Genomic DNA, 17306 nt, shown 5'->3' with positions numbered 1-17306 from the left:
GACGGAAACGTTACAGCTGCGCATTCGTACTGCGGCCTATCGACAGCGGTAAACGCTAAAGTGCTGCTTGCCATCGGTGATGCTGGAAGCCGGCACCACTGTGTCGCCGCCCAGTCTGGCCGCTTCATTGCGAGCAATGGTGGCCAGCTCTTCTTTAACCTTCTTTTCACTGCGGTCGATAAAACCAACGCCGTCCATCACGCTGGCTGTGACATGACTGATGGACTCGCACTCGGCGATGTCCTGAGTGCGGGCCACGGCGACGCTCTGGGCGTCTGGCTCGAGGTCCACCCAGGTGCAGGCACCCAGCGCGGTCAGGGTAAAAAGAGCAGTCAGAATGTGTTTCATGGTGTTGTCTCCCGAACTAAAGTTGATCCAGTCCCAGATTACGAACTATGGACGAGACTGGCTCGGCCTGATTCATAGTGTAGAAATGCAGCCCGGGCGCGCCACCTTCGAGCAGGGTTTCGCACAGCTCAGTCACCACCTCTTCACCAAAGTCGCGCAGCGCCTCCGGGTCGTGCTCGAAGCTCTCCAGCCGCCGGCGCAGCCAGCGGGGTATGTCAGCACCACAGTTATCGGAAAAGCGCATCAGGTTACGATAGTTAATAATCGGCATAATGCCCGGATAAATGGGCTTGTCGATACCAATCTTGGCGCAGCGGTCCATAAAGTAAAAGTAGGCATCCGGGTTGTAAAAATACTGGGTGATGCCATTATCCGCCCCGGCGTCGAACTTTCCTTTTAAATAGCGCACATCGTCTTCGTAACTTTTTGCCTGGGGATGAATCTCCGGGTAAGCCGCCACTTCCAGCTCAAAAGCATCGCCATAGTGCTTGCGAATAAACGCGACCAGCTCATTCGCGTAGACCAGTTGGTAAGAGCCGCCTACCCCTGAAGGCATATCCCCGCGCAGCGCAACGATTCGCTCAATGCCGGCGGCCTGATACTCGCCGATAAGGGCCCTAATAGAGTCCTCTTCATCTCCGCCGAAAGACAGGTGTGGCGCCACCGGCGTGTCCAGCCCATTAAACTGTTTTACCAGATTTTTGGTATTGTCCCGGGTGGAGCCGCCCGCGCCATAGGTGACCGAAAAAAAGTCGGGCTCGAACTCAGCCAGCTTGTCGCGCACGGCGGCGAGCTTGGTCTTTCCCTCCTCGGTTTTCGGCGGAAAAAACTCAAAGCTCAAACGTAAAGAATCTTCACTCATCTTGCTGGATTCCCGATCAATACTTATAGCTTTCTGGCTTAAAGGGCCCATTGACGGCAACGCCAATGTAGTCGGCCTGTTCGCTGCGCAGCTTGGTGATCACACCGCCAAAACCTTCCACCATATGGCGGGCCACTTCTTCGTCCAGTTGCTTGGGCAGCACTTTAACGTAGATGCTGTCGGGCTTATCGGCTGCGGGCAGCTCGGCAAACTTGCGCTCAAACAGGTACATTTGGGCCAGCACTTGGTTGGCAAACGAGCCGTCCATGATGCGCGACGGGTGACCTGTGGCGTTGCCGAGGTTAACCAGGCGGCCTTCGGACAACAGCAGCAGGTGGTCGCCGGTTTTGCGGTCGCGGTAGACCTTGTGAACCTGAGGTTTTACCTCCTCCCACTCCCAGTTTTTGCGCATAAAGGCGGTGTCGATTTCGTTGTCAAAATGGCCGATATTGCACACGACGGCGCCGTTTTTCAGCGCCTGCAACATGGCAGAGTCGCATACGTTGATATTGCCGGTGGTGGTGACCAGCAGATCGGTGGTGCCCAGCACGGCGGTGTTGATGTCTTCGGGCTTGCCGGTGTTGACGCCGTTGTTGTAGGGCGATACCACTTCATAGCCGTCCATGCACGCCTGCATGGCACAAATGGGGTCGATCTCTGTGATCTTGACGATCATGCCTTCCTGGCGCAGCGAAGCCGCTGAACCCTTGCCGACATCGCCATAACCGATCACCAGTGCTTTTTTACCCGACAGCAGGTGGTCGGTGCCGCGCTTGATGGCATCGTTAAGGCTGTGGCGGCAGCCGTACTTGTTGTCGTTTTTGCTTTTGGTAACCGCGTCGTTGACATTGATGGCGGGCACTTTCAAGGTGCCTTTTTTCATCATGTCCTGCAGGCGATGCACCCCGGTGGTGGTCTCTTCGCTGATGCCGTGAATATTGTCCAGCAGCTGGGGGTATTTTTCATGGACCATCTGCGTCAGGTCACCGCCATCGTCAAGAATAATATTGGCATCCCAGACATCGCCATCTTTCAAGATGGTTTGCTCAATGCACCACCAGAACTCTTCTTCGGTTTCGCCCTTCCAGGCAAAAACCGGAATGCCGGCGGCGGCGATTGCGGCGGCGGCGTGATCCTGAGTGGAGAAAATATTGCACGACGACCAGCGTACCTCGGCGCCCAGTGCGATCAGGGTTTCAATCAGCACGGCGGTCTGGATGGTCATGTGAATGCAGCCCATGATTTTCGCCCCGGCCAGAGGTTGCTCGGCGGCGTACTTGGTGCGCAGGGCCATCAGGGCCGGCATTTCGCCTTCGGCGATGTCAATTTCGCGGCGACCCCATTGAGCCAGCTGCTGGAATTCTTCGGCGGACTTGGCCGCGACTTTGTAGTCGGTAAACTTGGTAGCGATGTTCATTGCATTCTCCGGTTGGCGGTCTATGGGGAACAGATAGCGCAATCGTTCTCCCGTGCATGTTTGGCATTCTGGTCTTATGGGTGTGGGCAACTGCTGAGCGTTTAGCGTCCTTGCCTTCTGTGCTCAGCCGTTGGTTTTCTCACAAATACTTTTTTAACAATTCTGCTTTATCGGTTTTTTCCCAGGTGAACTCTGGCAGCTCGCGGCCAAAGTGACCGTAGGCAGCGGTGGCTCGGTAAATGGGGCGTTTTAGGTCGAGCATGGCAATCAGGCCTTTGGGGCGCAGGTCAAAATGCTCGCGCACCAGTTTGACAATTTCTGTGTCGGGTAGCTTGCCAGTGCCGAAGGTGTTGACGGAAATCGAAGTGGGTTCGGCCACACCAATGGCGTAGGAGACCTGGATTTCGCAGCGCTCAGCCAGGCCGGCAGCGACGATGTTTTTCGCCACATAGCGGCCAGCGTAGGCCGCCGAGCGGTCGACTTTTGACGGGTCTTTGCCCGAGAAGGCGCCGCCGCCGTGGCGAGCCATGCCGCCGTAGGTGTCGACGATGATTTTACGGCCGGTCAGGCCGCAGTCGCCCACCGGGCCGCCGATAATAAACTGGCCTGTCGGGTTAATGTGGTAGAGCGTTTTGTCGTGCAGCCACTCGGCAGGCAGCACCGGCTTGATAATTTCTTCGCGCACGGCCTCTTGCAGCTCTGCAAGGGCGATTCCGGGGTTGTGCTGAGTGGACAGTACAACCGCATCGACGGCCACCGGCTTGCCGTTTTCGTAACGCAGGGTCACCTGGCTTTTGGCATCCGGGCGCAGCCAGTCGAGCTTGCCGCTTTTGCGCAGCTCGGCCTGCTTTTCCACCAAGCGATGAGAAAAGTAAATGGGCGCGGGCATAAGCACGTCGGTTTCATTGGAGGCGTAGCCAAACATCAGCCCCTGGTCGCCGGCGCCCTGGTCTTTGTCTTCGGCTTCGTCCACGCCAACCGCAATATCGGCGGACTGTTTGCCAATGGCGTTGAGTACGGCGCAGGAGGCGCCGTCGAAGCCTACATCGGAGCTGTTGTAGCCGATGTCCAGAATGACTTGGCGAATCAGATCTTCCAGGTCCACATAGGTGGACGTGCGTACCTCGCCGGCGACGACGGCCATGCCGGTCTTCACCAGTGTTTCCACCGCGACCCGGGCGTCAGCATCGTCGGTCAGAATGGCATCGAGCACCGCATCAGAGATTTGATCGGCGAGTTTGTCCGGGTGGCCTTCCGAGACCGACTCGGAAGTAAAGAGTCCGTATTCCGCCATAGAGAGTGGCTCCTGCTGTTAAGAAATCAGTATGAAGGTTTAAAAAATTGTCGTAGCTGTATCTGGAAACCGTTGCGCAGCGCCATGTAGATACTCTGGCCGTCTTCCAGGCCGGCCGCCGCCGCCCACTGGGTTAAATCGGAAGGCTCAAAGCCCTGCCAGAGATCGCCACAGTTGTCCCGTGCCCAGTCCTGTTCGTGGCGGCACAACTCGGTCACCACCAGGGCGCCACCGGGAGTGAGTGCGGCGCTCAGGTCTTTAAAGATATCCGCCGGCGAGGGCGTATGGTGTAGCACCATGTTCATTACGGCGCAGTCGGCCAGCACATTGTGCTCGCTCAGAATGGAGGTGTCGCCGTGGATAAACTCAATGTTCGTCAGGCCGGCTTTTTCCGCCGCGGCGCGCGAGTGGGCGAGCATCTGCGCGGCGCTGTCGAGCGCTACCACATGGGCAAAGCGCCGGGCCATAACGGGTAGAAACTCCCCTTGCCCCGGCCCGATCTCAAGGGCCAAGTGGGTGCTTTTGAGCGGAGTATTGTTCAGCAGCTGAGAGACCTGCTCGCCGTACACCGGGTAGCTGGCAATCAAGTCTTGCTGGGCGCGAAACTTGTGCGCGTTCTCGGCGAAAAACTGCTGGGAGGTTTCCGTTCGCTCGCGGGTGATGGCCTCGCACTGAGCGCTCACAGCGGTATCCGCCGCCAGCTGGTCAACACTGGCAAAGAGCGCGCGCTGCAGCTCTGCCAAGGGCTCGTCGGGCACCACAATCGCCCGGCGATAAAAGATGGAGTTGCCCTCGCGCCGGGTGGTGGTGAGTCCGGCATTGGTCAACAACTTCAAGTGGTGACTCATGCCCGATTGGCGCACGTCAAAGATTCTCACCAACTCGGAAACGCCGTAGGAGTTTTGGGCGAGAACTTTGAGCACTTGCAGGCGCAAGGGGTCCGCGGCCGCTTTGAGCAAGCCGGCGAGCTGCTCGCCGGCTTGCCCCGGCTCGGGGGGGCTTTGAGAAAGTGTGGTGACCTGCTGATTCATGGAGGCTATAGTAGCGCAAGCCGCGACCTATATCAAAATATTTTGATATAGGTCGCGGCTCTGCTCCGGGTACCTTTACTGAAAGGGCGAGGTGCGGGACAATAGCGCCCCCAATTTTGCGGTACTTCGGGGGGAGAGAGCCCGGTATCGCGCACAAGACAAGGTTGCGTAACCATTGATTTAGGCCCGCTAGAGGTCATTTTGAACCTAATCACAGCTACTATTTAAGGAGCCTTGACCCCTATGCCGTCTCGTTTAGAACTTGCCAATGCCATCCGTGTACTTGCCATGGATGCCGTTCAGAAGGCCCAAAGTGGCCACCCAGGTGCGCCTATGGGCATGGCGGACATCGCCGAAGTCCTGTGGAATGACTTTTTAAAGCACAACCCGCAGAACCCTCACTGGAGTGACCGCGACCGCTTTGTTCTGTCCAATGGCCACGGCTCCATGTTGGTTTACTCCCTGTTGCATCTGAGTGGCTACGATCTGCCCATGGAAGAGCTGAAAAACTTCCGTCAGTTGCACTCCAAAACACCGGGCCACCCAGAGCTGGGCTACACGCCGGGTGTAGAAATTACCACCGGCCCACTGGGTCAGGGCATCAGCACCGCCGTGGGTATGGCTCTGGGCGAGAAAATGCTGGCCGCCCAGTTTAACCGCGATGGCCATGAGATCGTGGACCACTATACCTACTGCTTTTTGGGCGATGGCTGCCTGATGGAAGGTATCTCACACGAGAGCTGCTCACTCGCTGGCACCCTGGGGCTGGGCAAGCTGGTCGCCTTCTGGGACGACAACGGCATTTCCATCGACGGTCATGTTGAGGGCTGGTTCACCGACGATACCGCCAAGCGCTTTGAAGCCTACGGCTGGCATGTCATTCCCCATGTGGACGGTCACGACCCTGAGGCCATCAAACTGGCCATTGAAGCGGCCAAGGGCGAAGATCAAAAGCCGACACTGATTTGCTGCAAAACCACCATCGGTTTTGGCTCGCCCAATAAGTCGGGCACCCACGATTGTCACGGCGCCCCTCTGGGTGATGACGAAGTGGCGGCCACCCGTGAGTTTCTCAAGTGGGAGCATGCACCCTTCGAAATCCCCGCCGACGTCTACGCGGGCTGGGATGCCAAAGAGCAAGGCGCCGCCAACGAGAAAAGCTGGAACGACAAGTTTGCAGCCTACAAGGCCGCCTACCCACAAGAAGCGGCCGAGTACGAGCGCCGTGTGATCAAGGGCGACTTGCCGGCTGAGTTTGCCGCCAAGGCCGAAGAGTTTATTCTGCAGTGCCACAAAAACCCCGAGAAAGTCGCCTCGCGCAAAGCCTCGCAAAGCACCATCGCAGCCTACAATAAGCTGCTGCCGGAAATGGTGGGTGGTTCTGCCGACTTGGCCGGTTCCAACCTGACCATGTGGCAGGGCTCCAAGCCTGTTACCGCGCAAAACGCCGACGGCAACTACATCTACTACGGTGTACGCGAGTTTGGTATGAGCGCCATCATGAATGGCTTGAGCGCCCACGGCGGCTTTATCAACTACGGCGGCACCTTCCTGATGTTCCAACAGTACGCGGCCAATGCCGTGCGCATGTCGGCGCTGATGAAGCTGCGCAACGTTTTCGTTTATACCCACGACTCGATTGGTCAGGGTGAAGACGGCCCTACGCATCAGCCGATTGAGGTGCTGGGCACATTGCGCCTGACACCGAATCTGGACACATGGCGCCCCTGCGATGCGGCGGAAACCGCCGTGGCTTGGAAAGCGGCGATTGAGCGCAAAGACGGCCCGGCCGCTCTGGTGTTCAGCCGTCAGGGTATCGACCCGGTAGAGCGCCCCGATGAGCAGGTGGCTAATATCGCCAAGGGTGGTTACGTGCTCAAAGACTGCGACGGTGAGCCCGAGTTGATCTTGATTGCCACTGGGTCAGAAGTGCCTGTCACCGTCGAGGCCGGCGAAAAGCTCAGCGCTGCCGGGAAAAAAGTGCGTGTGGTTTCCATGCCGAGCACCAGCGTCTTCGACCAGCAGGATGCGGCCTATCGCGAGTCTGTCTTGCCACTGAATGTCACCAACCGCGTGGCGGTAGAGGCGGCACACGTGGACTTCTGGTACAAGTATGTGGGTATCGATGGCCGTATCGTCGGTATGAACAGCTTCGGCGAGTCCGCCAAAGGCCCGGACCTGATGAACTACTTTGGCTTTACGGCAGACAATATCGTCGCCACAGCCCAAGAGCTGCTGGACTAAGCGCTCGACCAAGCGCCGCCATCCGGCGGCGCTTTCTTCTTCCTACCCCTATTTTCTGAACAGCCGCGCATCGCGCATACAACGGAGCGACACATGAACGTAAAACTGATGAGTGATCAGGACCTCTCGGGCAAACGCGTATTGATTCGTCAGGACCTTAACGTACCTTTGGAAGACGGCAGAATCACCAGCACAGTGCGTATTAACGCCTCTTTGCCCACCATCAAGCAGGCGCTGGACGCAGGCGCGAAAGTTATGCTCATGTCACATCTGGGTCGCCCGGAAGAAGGCACTTACGATGAGTCCGCCTCCCTCGCTCCCGTCGCGGCTGAGCTAAGCAAGCAGCTCGGGCGCGATGTACCGCTGATTAAAGACTGGGTCGACGGCGTGGACATGGGCGATGCCGATGTCGTGTTATTGGAAAACGTGCGCTTTAACCAGGGTGAAAAAGCCGATGATGACGCGCTCGCGAAAAAAATGGCCGCCCTGTGCGATGTGTTTGTCATGGACGCCTTTGGTACGGCCCACCGCGCACAGGCCTCCACGCACGGAGTCGCCAAGTACGCGCCCATAGCCTGCGCCGGACCCCTGCTCGCCAGCGAGCTGGACGCTCTGGGCAAAGCGCTGGACAACCCCGCTCGCCCACTGGTGGCGATTGTGGGCGGCTCGAAAGTATCGTCCAAGCTGAGCGTGCTCGATGCCCTGTCGAAAATTGCCGACACGCTGGTGGTCGGCGGCGGCATCTCGAACACCTTTGTTGCCTCGGCGGGCAATGAAGTGGGCAACTCGCTCTATGAAAAAGACCTGATTCCCGAAGCCAAACGCCTGCGTGAGGCCACCGAAGTGGTATTCGCCACCGATGTGCGCACCACCAAAGACGGCTTTAGCGACTGGAGCCACGACAGTAAAACCGAAGTCAAAGCGGCGAGTGAAATTCAGGCCGATGAAGAAATCATCGATTACGGCCCGGAGACGGCCGCACGCGTTGCCGAGATTATCAAAAACGCCAAAACAGTTCTCTGGAATGGTCCCTGCGGTGTGTTTGAGTTCGACGCCTTTGCCAAAGGCACTGAAGTGATCTCGCGGGCCATCGCCGAGAGCGATGCATTCTCCGTTGCGGGCGGTGGTGATACTCTGGCCGCGATCGACAAGTGGAACCTGGCCGACAAAATCAGCTACGTGTCCACCGGTGGCGGTGCATTCCTCGAGTTTGTGGAAGGCAAAAAACTTCCGGCGGTTGCCATTTTGGAAGAGCGCGCGAAAGACTAATTGTTGTTATTTTGCGCGGTTTGAAAAGGCGAGCTTTGGCTCGCTTTTTTGCTTTTGGGTTAAGGTGAAATGGTTATTTCACTTTTTATAGGCGCGTTTCGCCGCGCGGACGAGTTACTTTTCTCTTGTTTGGGAGACAGAAACCTAACGAAAAGGCAGCTCCTGCGCATCCCTGCACCCGCTGCATTCGTGAACCCCTTCACATCAACAGCCCACCCCGGCGAATGGCCCTTGGGGTTCCCTCCCTACGGTCGATTTTGAGGGCCGTATCGACGCACCCTCCCTGGAGCGGCGATACTTGCGCAAGCATCCATGCGTGTTTACCCACAAAAAAGCGACCTCCGTTCGGCTTATTCGCAGGGGGCTCAGGTGTGCCAGTCTGCCGGTTAGGTGTTTTTTTTGAATTTCCTCATTCCGTGCTGTGACACTGAATCCAGCTGGAAAGTGTGACTTGTCGCCACATAAAATCGAACCAATAACACGCGTCGCTTGTTCTATTTCTAGATGCGCAGCGAACTATTACTTAATTTCGCGCATGGCCCTCAAGTCTTACCGGGCAAGGCAAAAACCCTTCGAAAGATGCGAACTTAAACTGGTTTTCCGGGTTTTACCTGGTGGACGGGATTGCCTCGGCGGTGGTGGATTATCACCGGTAGCGAAGGATAAAGAACCTAAAAGTTGTCCGGAGTTGGTTGACCACTACACTACAATTTTATTAGGATTCTGAAACCTAAACTAATTAAAAACACCAATCAGGGATGAGCATGTCAAAAGCAACGCTGTCTTTTTTAGTCCTTACATTTACCGCTCTCGTTACCGCTTGCAGTGGTTTTGTTAAAAATGAATATCGCTCCGGCACCTCCAGTAGCTTGGTGGATTTTTTGTACCCGGGTAATGAGGTGCCGACTATTGAGCAGGATCAAACGCCACACCTAAAGCTGCCCTTACGGGTGGGGTTAGCGTTTGTTCCTGCTAAGTATTCGAATCGAGATACCCTGCCTGAAAATAAGAAAACACAATTGCTTGAGCAGGTGAAGTCGGAGTTCTCACATTTACCCTACGTGAATGAGATTACCGTTATCCCCGAAGCTTACATGCGCTCACGTAAAGGGTTTGATGGGCTGGAGCAATTATCCCGTCTTTACAGCTTAGATGTCATTGCGCTGGTGTCTTTTGATCAGGTAGCGATTTCATCGGGGCGCAAAAGCGCACTGTTGTATTGGACTATCGTCGGTTCGTATGTGGTTAAGGGCAGTCAAAATAGCGTCAACACCTTTGTAGATACGGCCGTAATCGATATGAAAACTCGTAAGCTGTTGTTGCGTGCGCCTGGCGTAAGTGAGCTGGCCAAAAACTCGACCTTGGTTGAGTTGGATAAGGTCAGTCGCGAAATCAAAGAAGAGGGGTTTGAGATGGCCATGGTGGATATGAGCCAAAACCTTACCCAGGAACTGCAGGCGTTTGAAGAGCGTATTAAGCAAGATAAGAGTGTTGAGGTATCTTATCGCAAAGGCCACGGCGGTGGCGGCTCGGTATCTTTGATGACGCTACTGGCGCTGGCGTTATTATTGGCTTTGTGCCGTCGGAGCGCTAATTTACCCTGAAGTGCCGTCCTGGCAGCTTTTACTGCAAAACTGGGCGGAGGCGGGTTCTGCGCTATGCGGAAAAATAGTGATAGACAAGCCTTCAGAAACTCTATATAGTGAGGCCTAGCTAGAAATTGACCACTCATTTACATCCTACATTTCGACGTTTATTCGTAACACCTCGTCCTGCAGTTTTGCAAATTCGTCTCATTTTTTTGCTATCAAGCCTTAATGAAGGCGTTTATTGTTAATTTTCAGGATATTGTTATGTCTAAAACTACCCAGGGAACCGTTAAGTGGTTCAACGAAGCAAAAGGTTTCGGCTTTATCGAGCAGCAGTCAGGTCCTGACGTGTTCGCTCACTTCAGCGCCATTGCCAGTTCGGGATTCAAAACTCTGGCCGAAGGTCAGCGTGTTGAGTTCACCGTGACTCAAGGCCAAAAAGGCCCCCAAGCTGAGAACATTGTCGCTATCTAAGCGGCGCTGCACCCTTAGCTCTAAAAGGCAAACTTTAGGTTTGCCTTTTTTATGCCTGGGTTTCTTGTAGGGGTGGCCGTCGAGCGATGGCCGGTTTAATCGGGATCAGCATCGGAGGTCGTTTCGCTGCCGTTGCGGCTTGCCTGGCGCCGCCAGTGCCGGCGGGCCAGCTCCTGCATGTCCCGGGTTTTGTCGTTTTCATCGACGATCTCTCGCCCCAGCAGTGTTTCGAGTACATCCTCCAGGGTAATAATGCCTTGAACATCGCCAAATTCCGTTACGACCAGAATCATATGGGTTTTCTTGCGCAGAAACTCTTCAAGTGCTTGGGTAAGAGGCATGGCGCCGAGCAGCGCTGGCAACTCGCGTCGAAATTCGCTGACGGGTTGCTCGGTGTCGCCGCGGGCCTGGGCCAGCAGCAAATCGCTTAACAGCACCACGCCGGTAATATCATCCGGGTTTTGATCGTAAATGGGTATCCTCGAAAAGGGGATGGTCTTATGGCGGCCCAGCACATCGCTCACGGTGTCCGTTTGGTTTTCGCTGAACAGGACAGTGCGTGGTGTCATCGCTTCGCGAATCATGGTGTGGCGCAGGGCCAGCAGGTTCTTTACCACCAGGCTTTCACTCTCATCCAGATGACCTTCAGCGCTACTGATATCCGCCGCTATCGCCAGCTCCTGCCGGTCGAGTCCTGCGCCCGTCCGCTCGCCGCGCGTGATCAGGCGCGTAAGCATTTCCGACAAGCGAATAAAGGGATAGAGCAGCTTGATAAGATAATGCAGTCCGTAGGCGGTCATGGGTGCCAGGCTTCGCCAGTAGTAAGCGCCCAGGGTTTTCGGAATGATTTCCGACAGCACTAAAATCAGCAAAGTGAGCACTGCGGAGAAAGCGCCGAGATAGGCGCTGCCAAAAACGACCGTCGCCTGAGCGCCCGCGCCTGCGGCGCCGATGGTGTGGGCGATGGTGTTCAGGGTGAGGATGGCGGCCAGTGGTCGCTCTACATCTTTTGTCAGTTGGCCCAGCAGCTTGCCAGAACGTTTACCCCCCTGCTCGAGCAGCGAAGAGTAGGCTGAAGTAACACTGAGTAGTACGGCCTCGGCGACGGAACACAAAAAGGAAACTCCCAGCGCCAGCGCAATGTAGATCAATAGCAAGGTCATAACGGTCTCTCCGGCGCGGTCGCAACAGGTCCGTAGCTAAATGGAGTGAATCGGCTTTGATAGCCTATCAGGCTGGTAGCCATGGTGGAAGCGCTTGCTTCGGGCTATAGTGTCGGGTGTGACTAAACTGGACGGGTGCGGAATTTACCTGAGCCGCTGCTGACAATAAAAAGGATTGACCCAATGTTTAAAAAATTTATCAACAGGGCCCGCCAGCAGCGCCGGGAAGCCCTGAATGAATACTACAATAAAATCTACGCAACCGTTAATGATGAAGCGGCGCGGGATGTGCGGTGGCTGCCTCTGGCTGAGGGCGGCTCATCAGGTATGACCTATGCGCTAAAAAAATCCGGGCCTGGTCATTATCGGTTTGAGCCCGGATGGTTTTTGAAAATTCTCGCGCATACGCCTTTGTTTTTGGGCAGTGCATTGCTCGTTCGTCAGCTTTACCGATTGGCCGTGGCGGAGGATCTGACCTCGCTTTGGGGGGCAGTGGCGTTTTGGGGCGCTGTGGCTTTGGTGCTTATTGTAGTTGGCCTTTTCTCCCTCCGACACATATATTCAGCACCCACGGTAGAGCTTACCCGGGGGCAGATCTCACGTAAGCATATGCCCATGCCCGCGTTTTTTGAACGACTGTTCCCCGGCAAGAATTATTACCGGATCAGCTTTGACGATGTACTGGCGCTGCAGATTTTGGCGGAGCGCTGCTCCAGTCAGGACGACAGCAGTGCTCGTACCTTTATTAGCTACGAGTTGATTTTGGTTCTGAAAAAGAGAAAGCGCGTACTCTTGGTGGACCATGGAAACCTGGAAGTTATTCAGTCTGATGCCAGGACACTGTCGTCACTGTTGGGTGTGCCCGTCTGGGACGGGTCGGCCCATCCTCTGGAGAGCCTTTTGGTGAGACCCTTTTAAAACTCTGTCTTTTTCCAGTTAAATAAACTCGGGAACCCTTACTGGAACCTGGGTAGTTCGTCCAGCGTGATCACCCGATTATGTTCATACACATGGCGTTTATGCGCCTGAGTGTTGTAGTGCTCGCCCGTCCAAAAGTTGTTGGGGTGATCGCCCGTCGTGTCTAAGGTGCCATCGTTCCAGACCATAAACCACAGCCAATGGGCACCGTCATTTTGCATGGTATCCGGATCGGGGATATTGCTGTTTTCACTCAGCGCGATCATTTTTTCCTGATGTGCGAAGGTGTTGGTGAGCTGGTACAGGGCGAGCTGTGACTCGTAGTTGCGCGCACCGTCGTAGATGTCGGTACTGACAATATCCACAAGATCGTCACCTGGATACCAGATAGCGTTTTGTCCGTTCCATACCCATATGAGATTATTCAGGCCGTGGTAGTGAGTCAGTCGCTCGAAAAGGTAGCGCCACAGTAGTGTTTGCGCGTAGGCCGCAGGCACGCCATCGGTGCGTGAGCGGCCCCACCAGAACCAGCCGCCGGCGGCCTCGTGAAGTGGACGCCAAAGTACGGGTACACCGGCGTTTTCCAGCTTTTGCAGCTCGATCGCAATTAAGTCTACGTCGTTTTCAATAGCGGCAAAGGCAGTGCTGTCTGTATCCAGTGTGCCGTTTTTAACGGGAATAAGGAAAGCGGTGTTTTTGCTGGCTTCTTGCTGGGCGGAGTAGAAATTGTGGGTCTCGCCGGACGGGTCGCGCCAGTGCCAGGCGAAGGTCACCAGCCCACCGCTCTTCCAAAAATCAATGGCCTCTTCCGTCTGCGTCAAGCCCGAGCCGTTGGCGTAGACTCCGTAGTTCATAAAGTCGTACCCCATGAGAGCCGGTGCTTTGCCTGTGGCATCAATAACGCGCTGCTGCATGTCAACGTCATCGGCCCAGGTCAAGTCCATTTGCCCGGCAAGCATCGCCTGGCCCCACTGGCTGAGCAGGTAGTCGAACACCGCCTTGGCTTCGGCGCTGGCATCGGGTGTGACAAGGCGGTCGGACAAAGGCGCCTGAGTTTTCTGGCTGTTGCCGGGGCAGAAATCGCGCGCGATACAGTACTCACCGGATAAAAACCGCAGGCCACTGCTGCCACTGGCGCAATAACGGATTTGCTCGGCGCCGACCTTACAGTGATCAAAGTCGCCCGCGCCGGGGTCAGCCGGCGACTGATATACCACGCAGTTGTGGCCGTTTTCCCAGCCCCAGCCGCTCTCGGGTTGAGCGTATCGGCAGTACGGTAAACCATTACTCGCGGCATTGGGTATCAAGCCGCTTGTCGCTGGGCTCGGAGCGGGTGTGCTGGAGGCTTGGCTGGATGACGCATCTTTGCCGGATAGGCTGGAAGCCTCGTCTGTCGTGAAGGCTGTGCCGGATGACTTACCGCCGCTGCTGCCACAGGCGGTCGCGAAAACGCAGAAGATAAAGCTGAGCAGAAGGCGGTGCGGCGTCATGGTGTGGGGTTCTCAGCCTGTTATTATTGCGAGAATTGTAACCGATTACATTAGTGCTTCCAAGTGCCGGCTGTGTGTGCCGGTAAATCCGGGGGTGTCATCACCCTGTCACCACCGTTCTCAATACTTTGTCGCTTTGACCATGTGGGGGATGTTCAATGCCTGATGTATCCAGAAGGGGTTTTATCCGAGCTGGCTTGTTTGGACTTGGCGGCATCTATGTCACTTCGGCGCTGACCGGCTGTGGCAGTGATAGTGACGACAACGAACTTGGAATGGGTCGCTTTGCTCACGGTGTGGCCTCGGGAGATCCGCTCGCCGACAGTGTGATTTTATGGACGCGGGTGACGCCCGCCGACACCAGTGCCGAATCCGTGCGGGTGAGCTGGGAGGTCTCCGAGAATGCGGCGTTTCGCCAGATTATCGCCGAGGGCTCGGGGGATGCGCATTTGTCCCGCGATTTTACGATCAAAGTGGACGTGCGCGGCCTGAGCCCCGATACCCATTATTATTACCGCTTCAGAACGGCCAATAGCGCATCGGCCACCGGGCGTACGCGCACCCTGCCGGATCATACCAGCGAGCGTTTGCGCCTTGCCGTGTTGTCCTGCTCAAACTACCCCGCCGGTTTCTTTCACGTTTACAACCACCTCGCCAGCCAAGATGTAGATCTGGTTCTGCACCTTGGTGATTATATTTACGAGTACGGCCGCGACGGCTACGCCTCGCAGATGGCCGAGCAGCTGGGGCGCGTGTCGCAGCCGGCACACGAAATTCTGACGCTGGACGATTACCGCACCCGTTATGCCCAGTACCGCAGCGACCCGGACTTGCAGGCAGCACACGCGTCGGCGCCGTTTTTGGTGGTATGGGATGACCACGAGATTGCCAACGACACATACGACGGCGGCGCCGAAAATCACAACGACGGCGAGGGGGATTTCGCCGAGCGCAAGCTGGCGGCCTTGCGGGCCTACTTCGAATGGCTACCGATTCGCCCCGAGACCACGGGCGACAGCGACTCGCTGGCCATGCCTTCAAGCATTTACCGTCAGTTTGAGTGGGGCAGCCTCGTCAATTTACTGATGCTGGACACCCGCAACGAGGCTCGGGCCAAACCGCTGGTGGTGACCGACTATTTTGATGCCCAAACCGGCGCTTTCGATTTTCCCGGCCTGTTTGGCGCTATCAATGATCCGACTCGCGAGCTGCTCGGCGCGCGCCAGCGAGACTGGTTGAGTGCCGCCATCGGAACTTCGAGCGCCACCTGGCAAATCCTCGGGCAACAGGTCTTGATGGGCCGGATGTATCTGCCGTTTGCCATTGCTACCCAGCAATTGAGCATCCCAGATTACGCCGAGCTGGGTGCTTTGGCGCTACTTGCCGGGCGCGCCCAGCAAAACGACCCGACCCTGACGACGCAGGAGCTCGCCTATCTGCAGGCCAATCAATCGCGGCTGACACCAGCGGTGATGGCGCTGCTGCAGGCTCCCAACATCCCTTACAACCTGGATGCCTGGGACGGCTACGGTCACGCCCGCGAGCAGGTGTTGTCCATGGCTCGGGAGGCCAACGCCCGATTGGTGGTGCTGGCTGGGGATACCCACAACGCCTGGGCCAATGAATTGGCCGACGCCGATGGTCATCCCGTGGGGGTTGAGTTTGCCACCTCCTCGGTAAGCTCGCCGGGGCTGGAAGAGTATTTGGGGGTGCCCGAGGCGGCCTATGCCCAAACCGAAGCGGGTATTGTCAATCTAGTGGCGGGGCTAAAGTATTTAAACGCAGGCGATCGCGGTCTTCTCACGCTCGATATCACCCACGAGCGGATACTCGCCGAGTGGGCGTTTGTCTCTTCGGTGCAAGAGGCCAGTTACACACTGCTCACTGAGCGCGCTAAGCGCCTGGCTGTGCAGGCCCAGACCAGTACAGTGCTGGTTGAGCCCTGACATTTACTTGCGTTGATCGCTGTGGCAAGGTGCCCAAAAACGCTTGGGCACTTTGCATGATCAACACGCTGGCTATTGGCAACTACCGTTCGCTGCGCAAAGTCACTATCGCCCTGGGTGGCCTGAATGTGATTACCGGGCCCAATGGCAGCGGCAAGTCCAACCTCTATAAAGCCCTTGTGTTGCTCGCTAAAACCGCCCAAGGCGGTGTTGTCAGTGCTCTGGCAAAGGAAGGTGGCCTGCACTCCACGTTCTGGGCCGGCCCGGAAAACATCAGCCGGCGCATGCAAAGCGGCGATGTGCCGGTAGAGGGTGGGCCCCGGCAGGCGCGCACCCGGCTCAGGCTCGGCTTTGCCGGCGAGGATTTTGGCTACGCTATCTCCCTCGGTTTGCCCACGCCGTCGAGCTCGGCGTTTTCCCTCGACCCAGAAATCAAGCGCGAGACCCTCTGGGCGGGACCCGTGTACCGGCCGGCTGCGGCCCTGCTGGAGCGCGACGGTGGAGTCATCAAATGCCGCGATGGACGGGGGTGGGACGTCATCAGTCAGCACGCCGCCAGCTTTGACAGCGTATTCAGCGAGGTGGCCGACCCGGTGCGAACCCCCGAGGTGGTGAGCATGCGCGATCGGATTCGCGCCTGGCGCTTTTACGATCACCTTCGTACCGATGCTCAAGCGCCCGCGAGGATGGCGCAGTTGGGCACTCGCACCCCGGTGCTCGGTCACGACGGGCAAGACTTGGCTGCGGCGCTGCAAACCATTATGGAGGTGGGGGATAGTCAGGCGCTGCAGGCGGCAATCAGTGATGCGTTTCCGGGCGCGCGGCTGGGGGTCGCTCAAAGTGCCGAGGGCTTGTTCACCGTGAGTTTTCATCAGCACGGGCTGCTGCGTCCGCTCTCGGCGCTAGAGCTTTCTGACGGTACCCTGCGCTACTTGCTCTGGGTTGCCGCTCTGCTCACGCCGCGCCCGCCACCGATGATGGTACTCAACGAACCTGAAACCAGCTTGCATCCCGATTTATTGCCCGCGCTGGCAAGACTGATCATTAAAGCCTCCGAGCGCACCCAGGTGTGGGTTGTCTCCCACGCGTCGCGGTTGATCGCCGCGCTGGAGCAGTCCGCCCATTGTCACTGTATTGCTCTGGAAAAATCCTTGGGCCAGACGCAGGTTGTCGATCAGGGTCTGCTCGACGAGCCCGCCTGGCACTGGCCCGATGGTGGTAAATAACCATCAGCATGACCGCTAAGCCGTGCCGCCGAGTT

At 56.8% G+C, this 17306-nt stretch carries 14 protein-coding genes; 7 read left to right on the top strand and 7 right to left on the bottom strand.

All coding sequences use genetic code 11. The annotated features are described in order from the left end of the window. Nucleotides 1-36 precede the first annotated feature (36 nt). The 5 genes from QWI16_RS03910 to QWI16_RS03890 form a co-directional block, all read right to left on the bottom strand. Entirely contained in the window at nt 37-348 is a 312-nt protein-coding gene (locus tag QWI16_RS03910; RefSeq protein WP_302711437.1) for a DUF4156 domain-containing protein, read from the bottom strand. Nucleotides 349-364: 16 nt separating this feature from the next. Next, nucleotides 365-1210 carry a methylenetetrahydrofolate reductase [NAD(P)H] gene (metF, locus tag QWI16_RS03905; RefSeq protein WP_302711436.1) on the bottom strand — a complete coding sequence of 282 codons (846 nt, stop codon included), beginning with the start codon at nt 1208-1210 and terminating at the stop codon, nt 365-367. Nucleotides 1211-1226: 16 nt separating this feature from the next. Then, nucleotides 1227-2627 (bottom strand): adenosylhomocysteinase, encoded by a 1401-nt coding sequence (gene ahcY / locus QWI16_RS03900; RefSeq protein ID WP_302711435.1) that lies wholly within the window; start codon nt 2625-2627, stop codon nt 1227-1229. Nucleotides 2628-2766: 139 nt separating this feature from the next. Then, nucleotides 2767-3921 (bottom strand): methionine adenosyltransferase, encoded by a 1155-nt coding sequence (gene metK, locus QWI16_RS03895; RefSeq protein ID WP_302711434.1) that lies wholly within the window; start codon nt 3919-3921, stop codon nt 2767-2769. A 26-nt stretch (nt 3922-3947) separates the two neighbouring features. Then, the gene (locus QWI16_RS03890; RefSeq protein ID WP_302711433.1) at nt 3948-4952 is read right to left on the bottom strand and encodes an ArsR/SmtB family transcription factor; all 1005 of its coding nucleotides are present in this window, start codon (nt 4950-4952) and stop codon (nt 3948-3950) included. Between the two features lie 243 nt (nt 4953-5195). Between QWI16_RS03890 and tkt the strand changes: the two genes are divergently transcribed. The 4 genes from tkt to QWI16_RS03870 all read left to right on the top strand — a co-directional run bounded on the left by tkt (nt 5196) and on the right by QWI16_RS03870 (nt 10528). Then, complete coding sequence (gene tkt / locus QWI16_RS03885) at nt 5196-7196, top strand: transketolase (RefSeq protein ID WP_302711432.1); 2001 nt, start codon at nt 5196-5198, stop codon at nt 7194-7196. Nucleotides 7197-7289: 93 nt separating this feature from the next. Further along, a complete protein-coding gene (locus QWI16_RS03880; RefSeq protein ID WP_302711431.1) occupies nt 7290-8465 on the top strand; it encodes a phosphoglycerate kinase in 1176 nt (391 codons plus the stop codon). A 764-nt stretch (nt 8466-9229) separates the two neighbouring features. Further along, complete coding sequence (gene rhlP, locus QWI16_RS03875) at nt 9230-10069, top strand: rhombotarget lipoprotein (protein ID WP_302711430.1); 840 nt, start codon at nt 9230-9232, stop codon at nt 10067-10069. Nucleotides 10070-10318: 249 nt separating this feature from the next. Next, nucleotides 10319-10528, top strand: coding sequence for a cold-shock protein (locus QWI16_RS03870; protein WP_302711429.1), 210 nt, complete (start codon nt 10319-10321; stop codon nt 10526-10528). Between the two features lie 95 nt (nt 10529-10623). Here the strand turns inward: QWI16_RS03870 and QWI16_RS03865 are convergent, their stop codons facing one another. Beyond that, complete coding sequence (locus QWI16_RS03865) at nt 10624-11691, bottom strand: CNNM domain-containing protein (protein ID WP_302711427.1); 1068 nt, start codon at nt 11689-11691, stop codon at nt 10624-10626. A gap of 183 nt (nt 11692-11874) precedes the next feature. On the opposite strand from QWI16_RS03865, the gene QWI16_RS03860 reads away from it, so the two are divergent. After that, nucleotides 11875-12609 carry a hypothetical protein gene (locus tag QWI16_RS03860; protein ID WP_302711426.1) on the top strand — a complete coding sequence of 245 codons (735 nt, stop codon included), beginning with the start codon at nt 11875-11877 and terminating at the stop codon, nt 12607-12609. A gap of 38 nt (nt 12610-12647) precedes the next feature. Here QWI16_RS03860 and QWI16_RS03855 read toward each other — a convergent pair whose 3' ends face one another. Further along, complete coding sequence (locus tag QWI16_RS03855; RefSeq protein ID WP_302711425.1) at nt 12648-14099, bottom strand: glycosyl hydrolase; 1452 nt, start codon at nt 14097-14099, stop codon at nt 12648-12650. A 158-nt stretch (nt 14100-14257) separates the two neighbouring features. Here QWI16_RS03855 and QWI16_RS03850 point away from each other — a divergent pair, with 158 nt between their 5' ends. Further along, on the top strand, nt 14258-16045 hold the full coding sequence (locus QWI16_RS03850; RefSeq protein WP_302711424.1) for an alkaline phosphatase D family protein: 1788 nt from the start codon (nt 14258-14260) through the stop codon (nt 16043-16045). 56 nt (nt 16046-16101) lie between these two features. After that, nucleotides 16102-17271, top strand: a complete 1170-nt coding sequence (locus QWI16_RS03845; protein ID WP_302711423.1) for an AAA family ATPase — start codon at nt 16102-16104, stop codon at nt 17269-17271. The last annotated feature ends 35 nt before the right edge of the window (nt 17272-17306 follow it).

Source organism: Gilvimarinus algae (assembly GCF_030518215.1).
GTDB classification, from domain to species: domain Bacteria; phylum Pseudomonadota; class Gammaproteobacteria; order Pseudomonadales; family Cellvibrionaceae; genus Gilvimarinus; species Gilvimarinus algae.
Note: the sequence above shows the minus strand (reverse complement) of the source record. Positions and strands in the feature narration are given on the sequence as shown.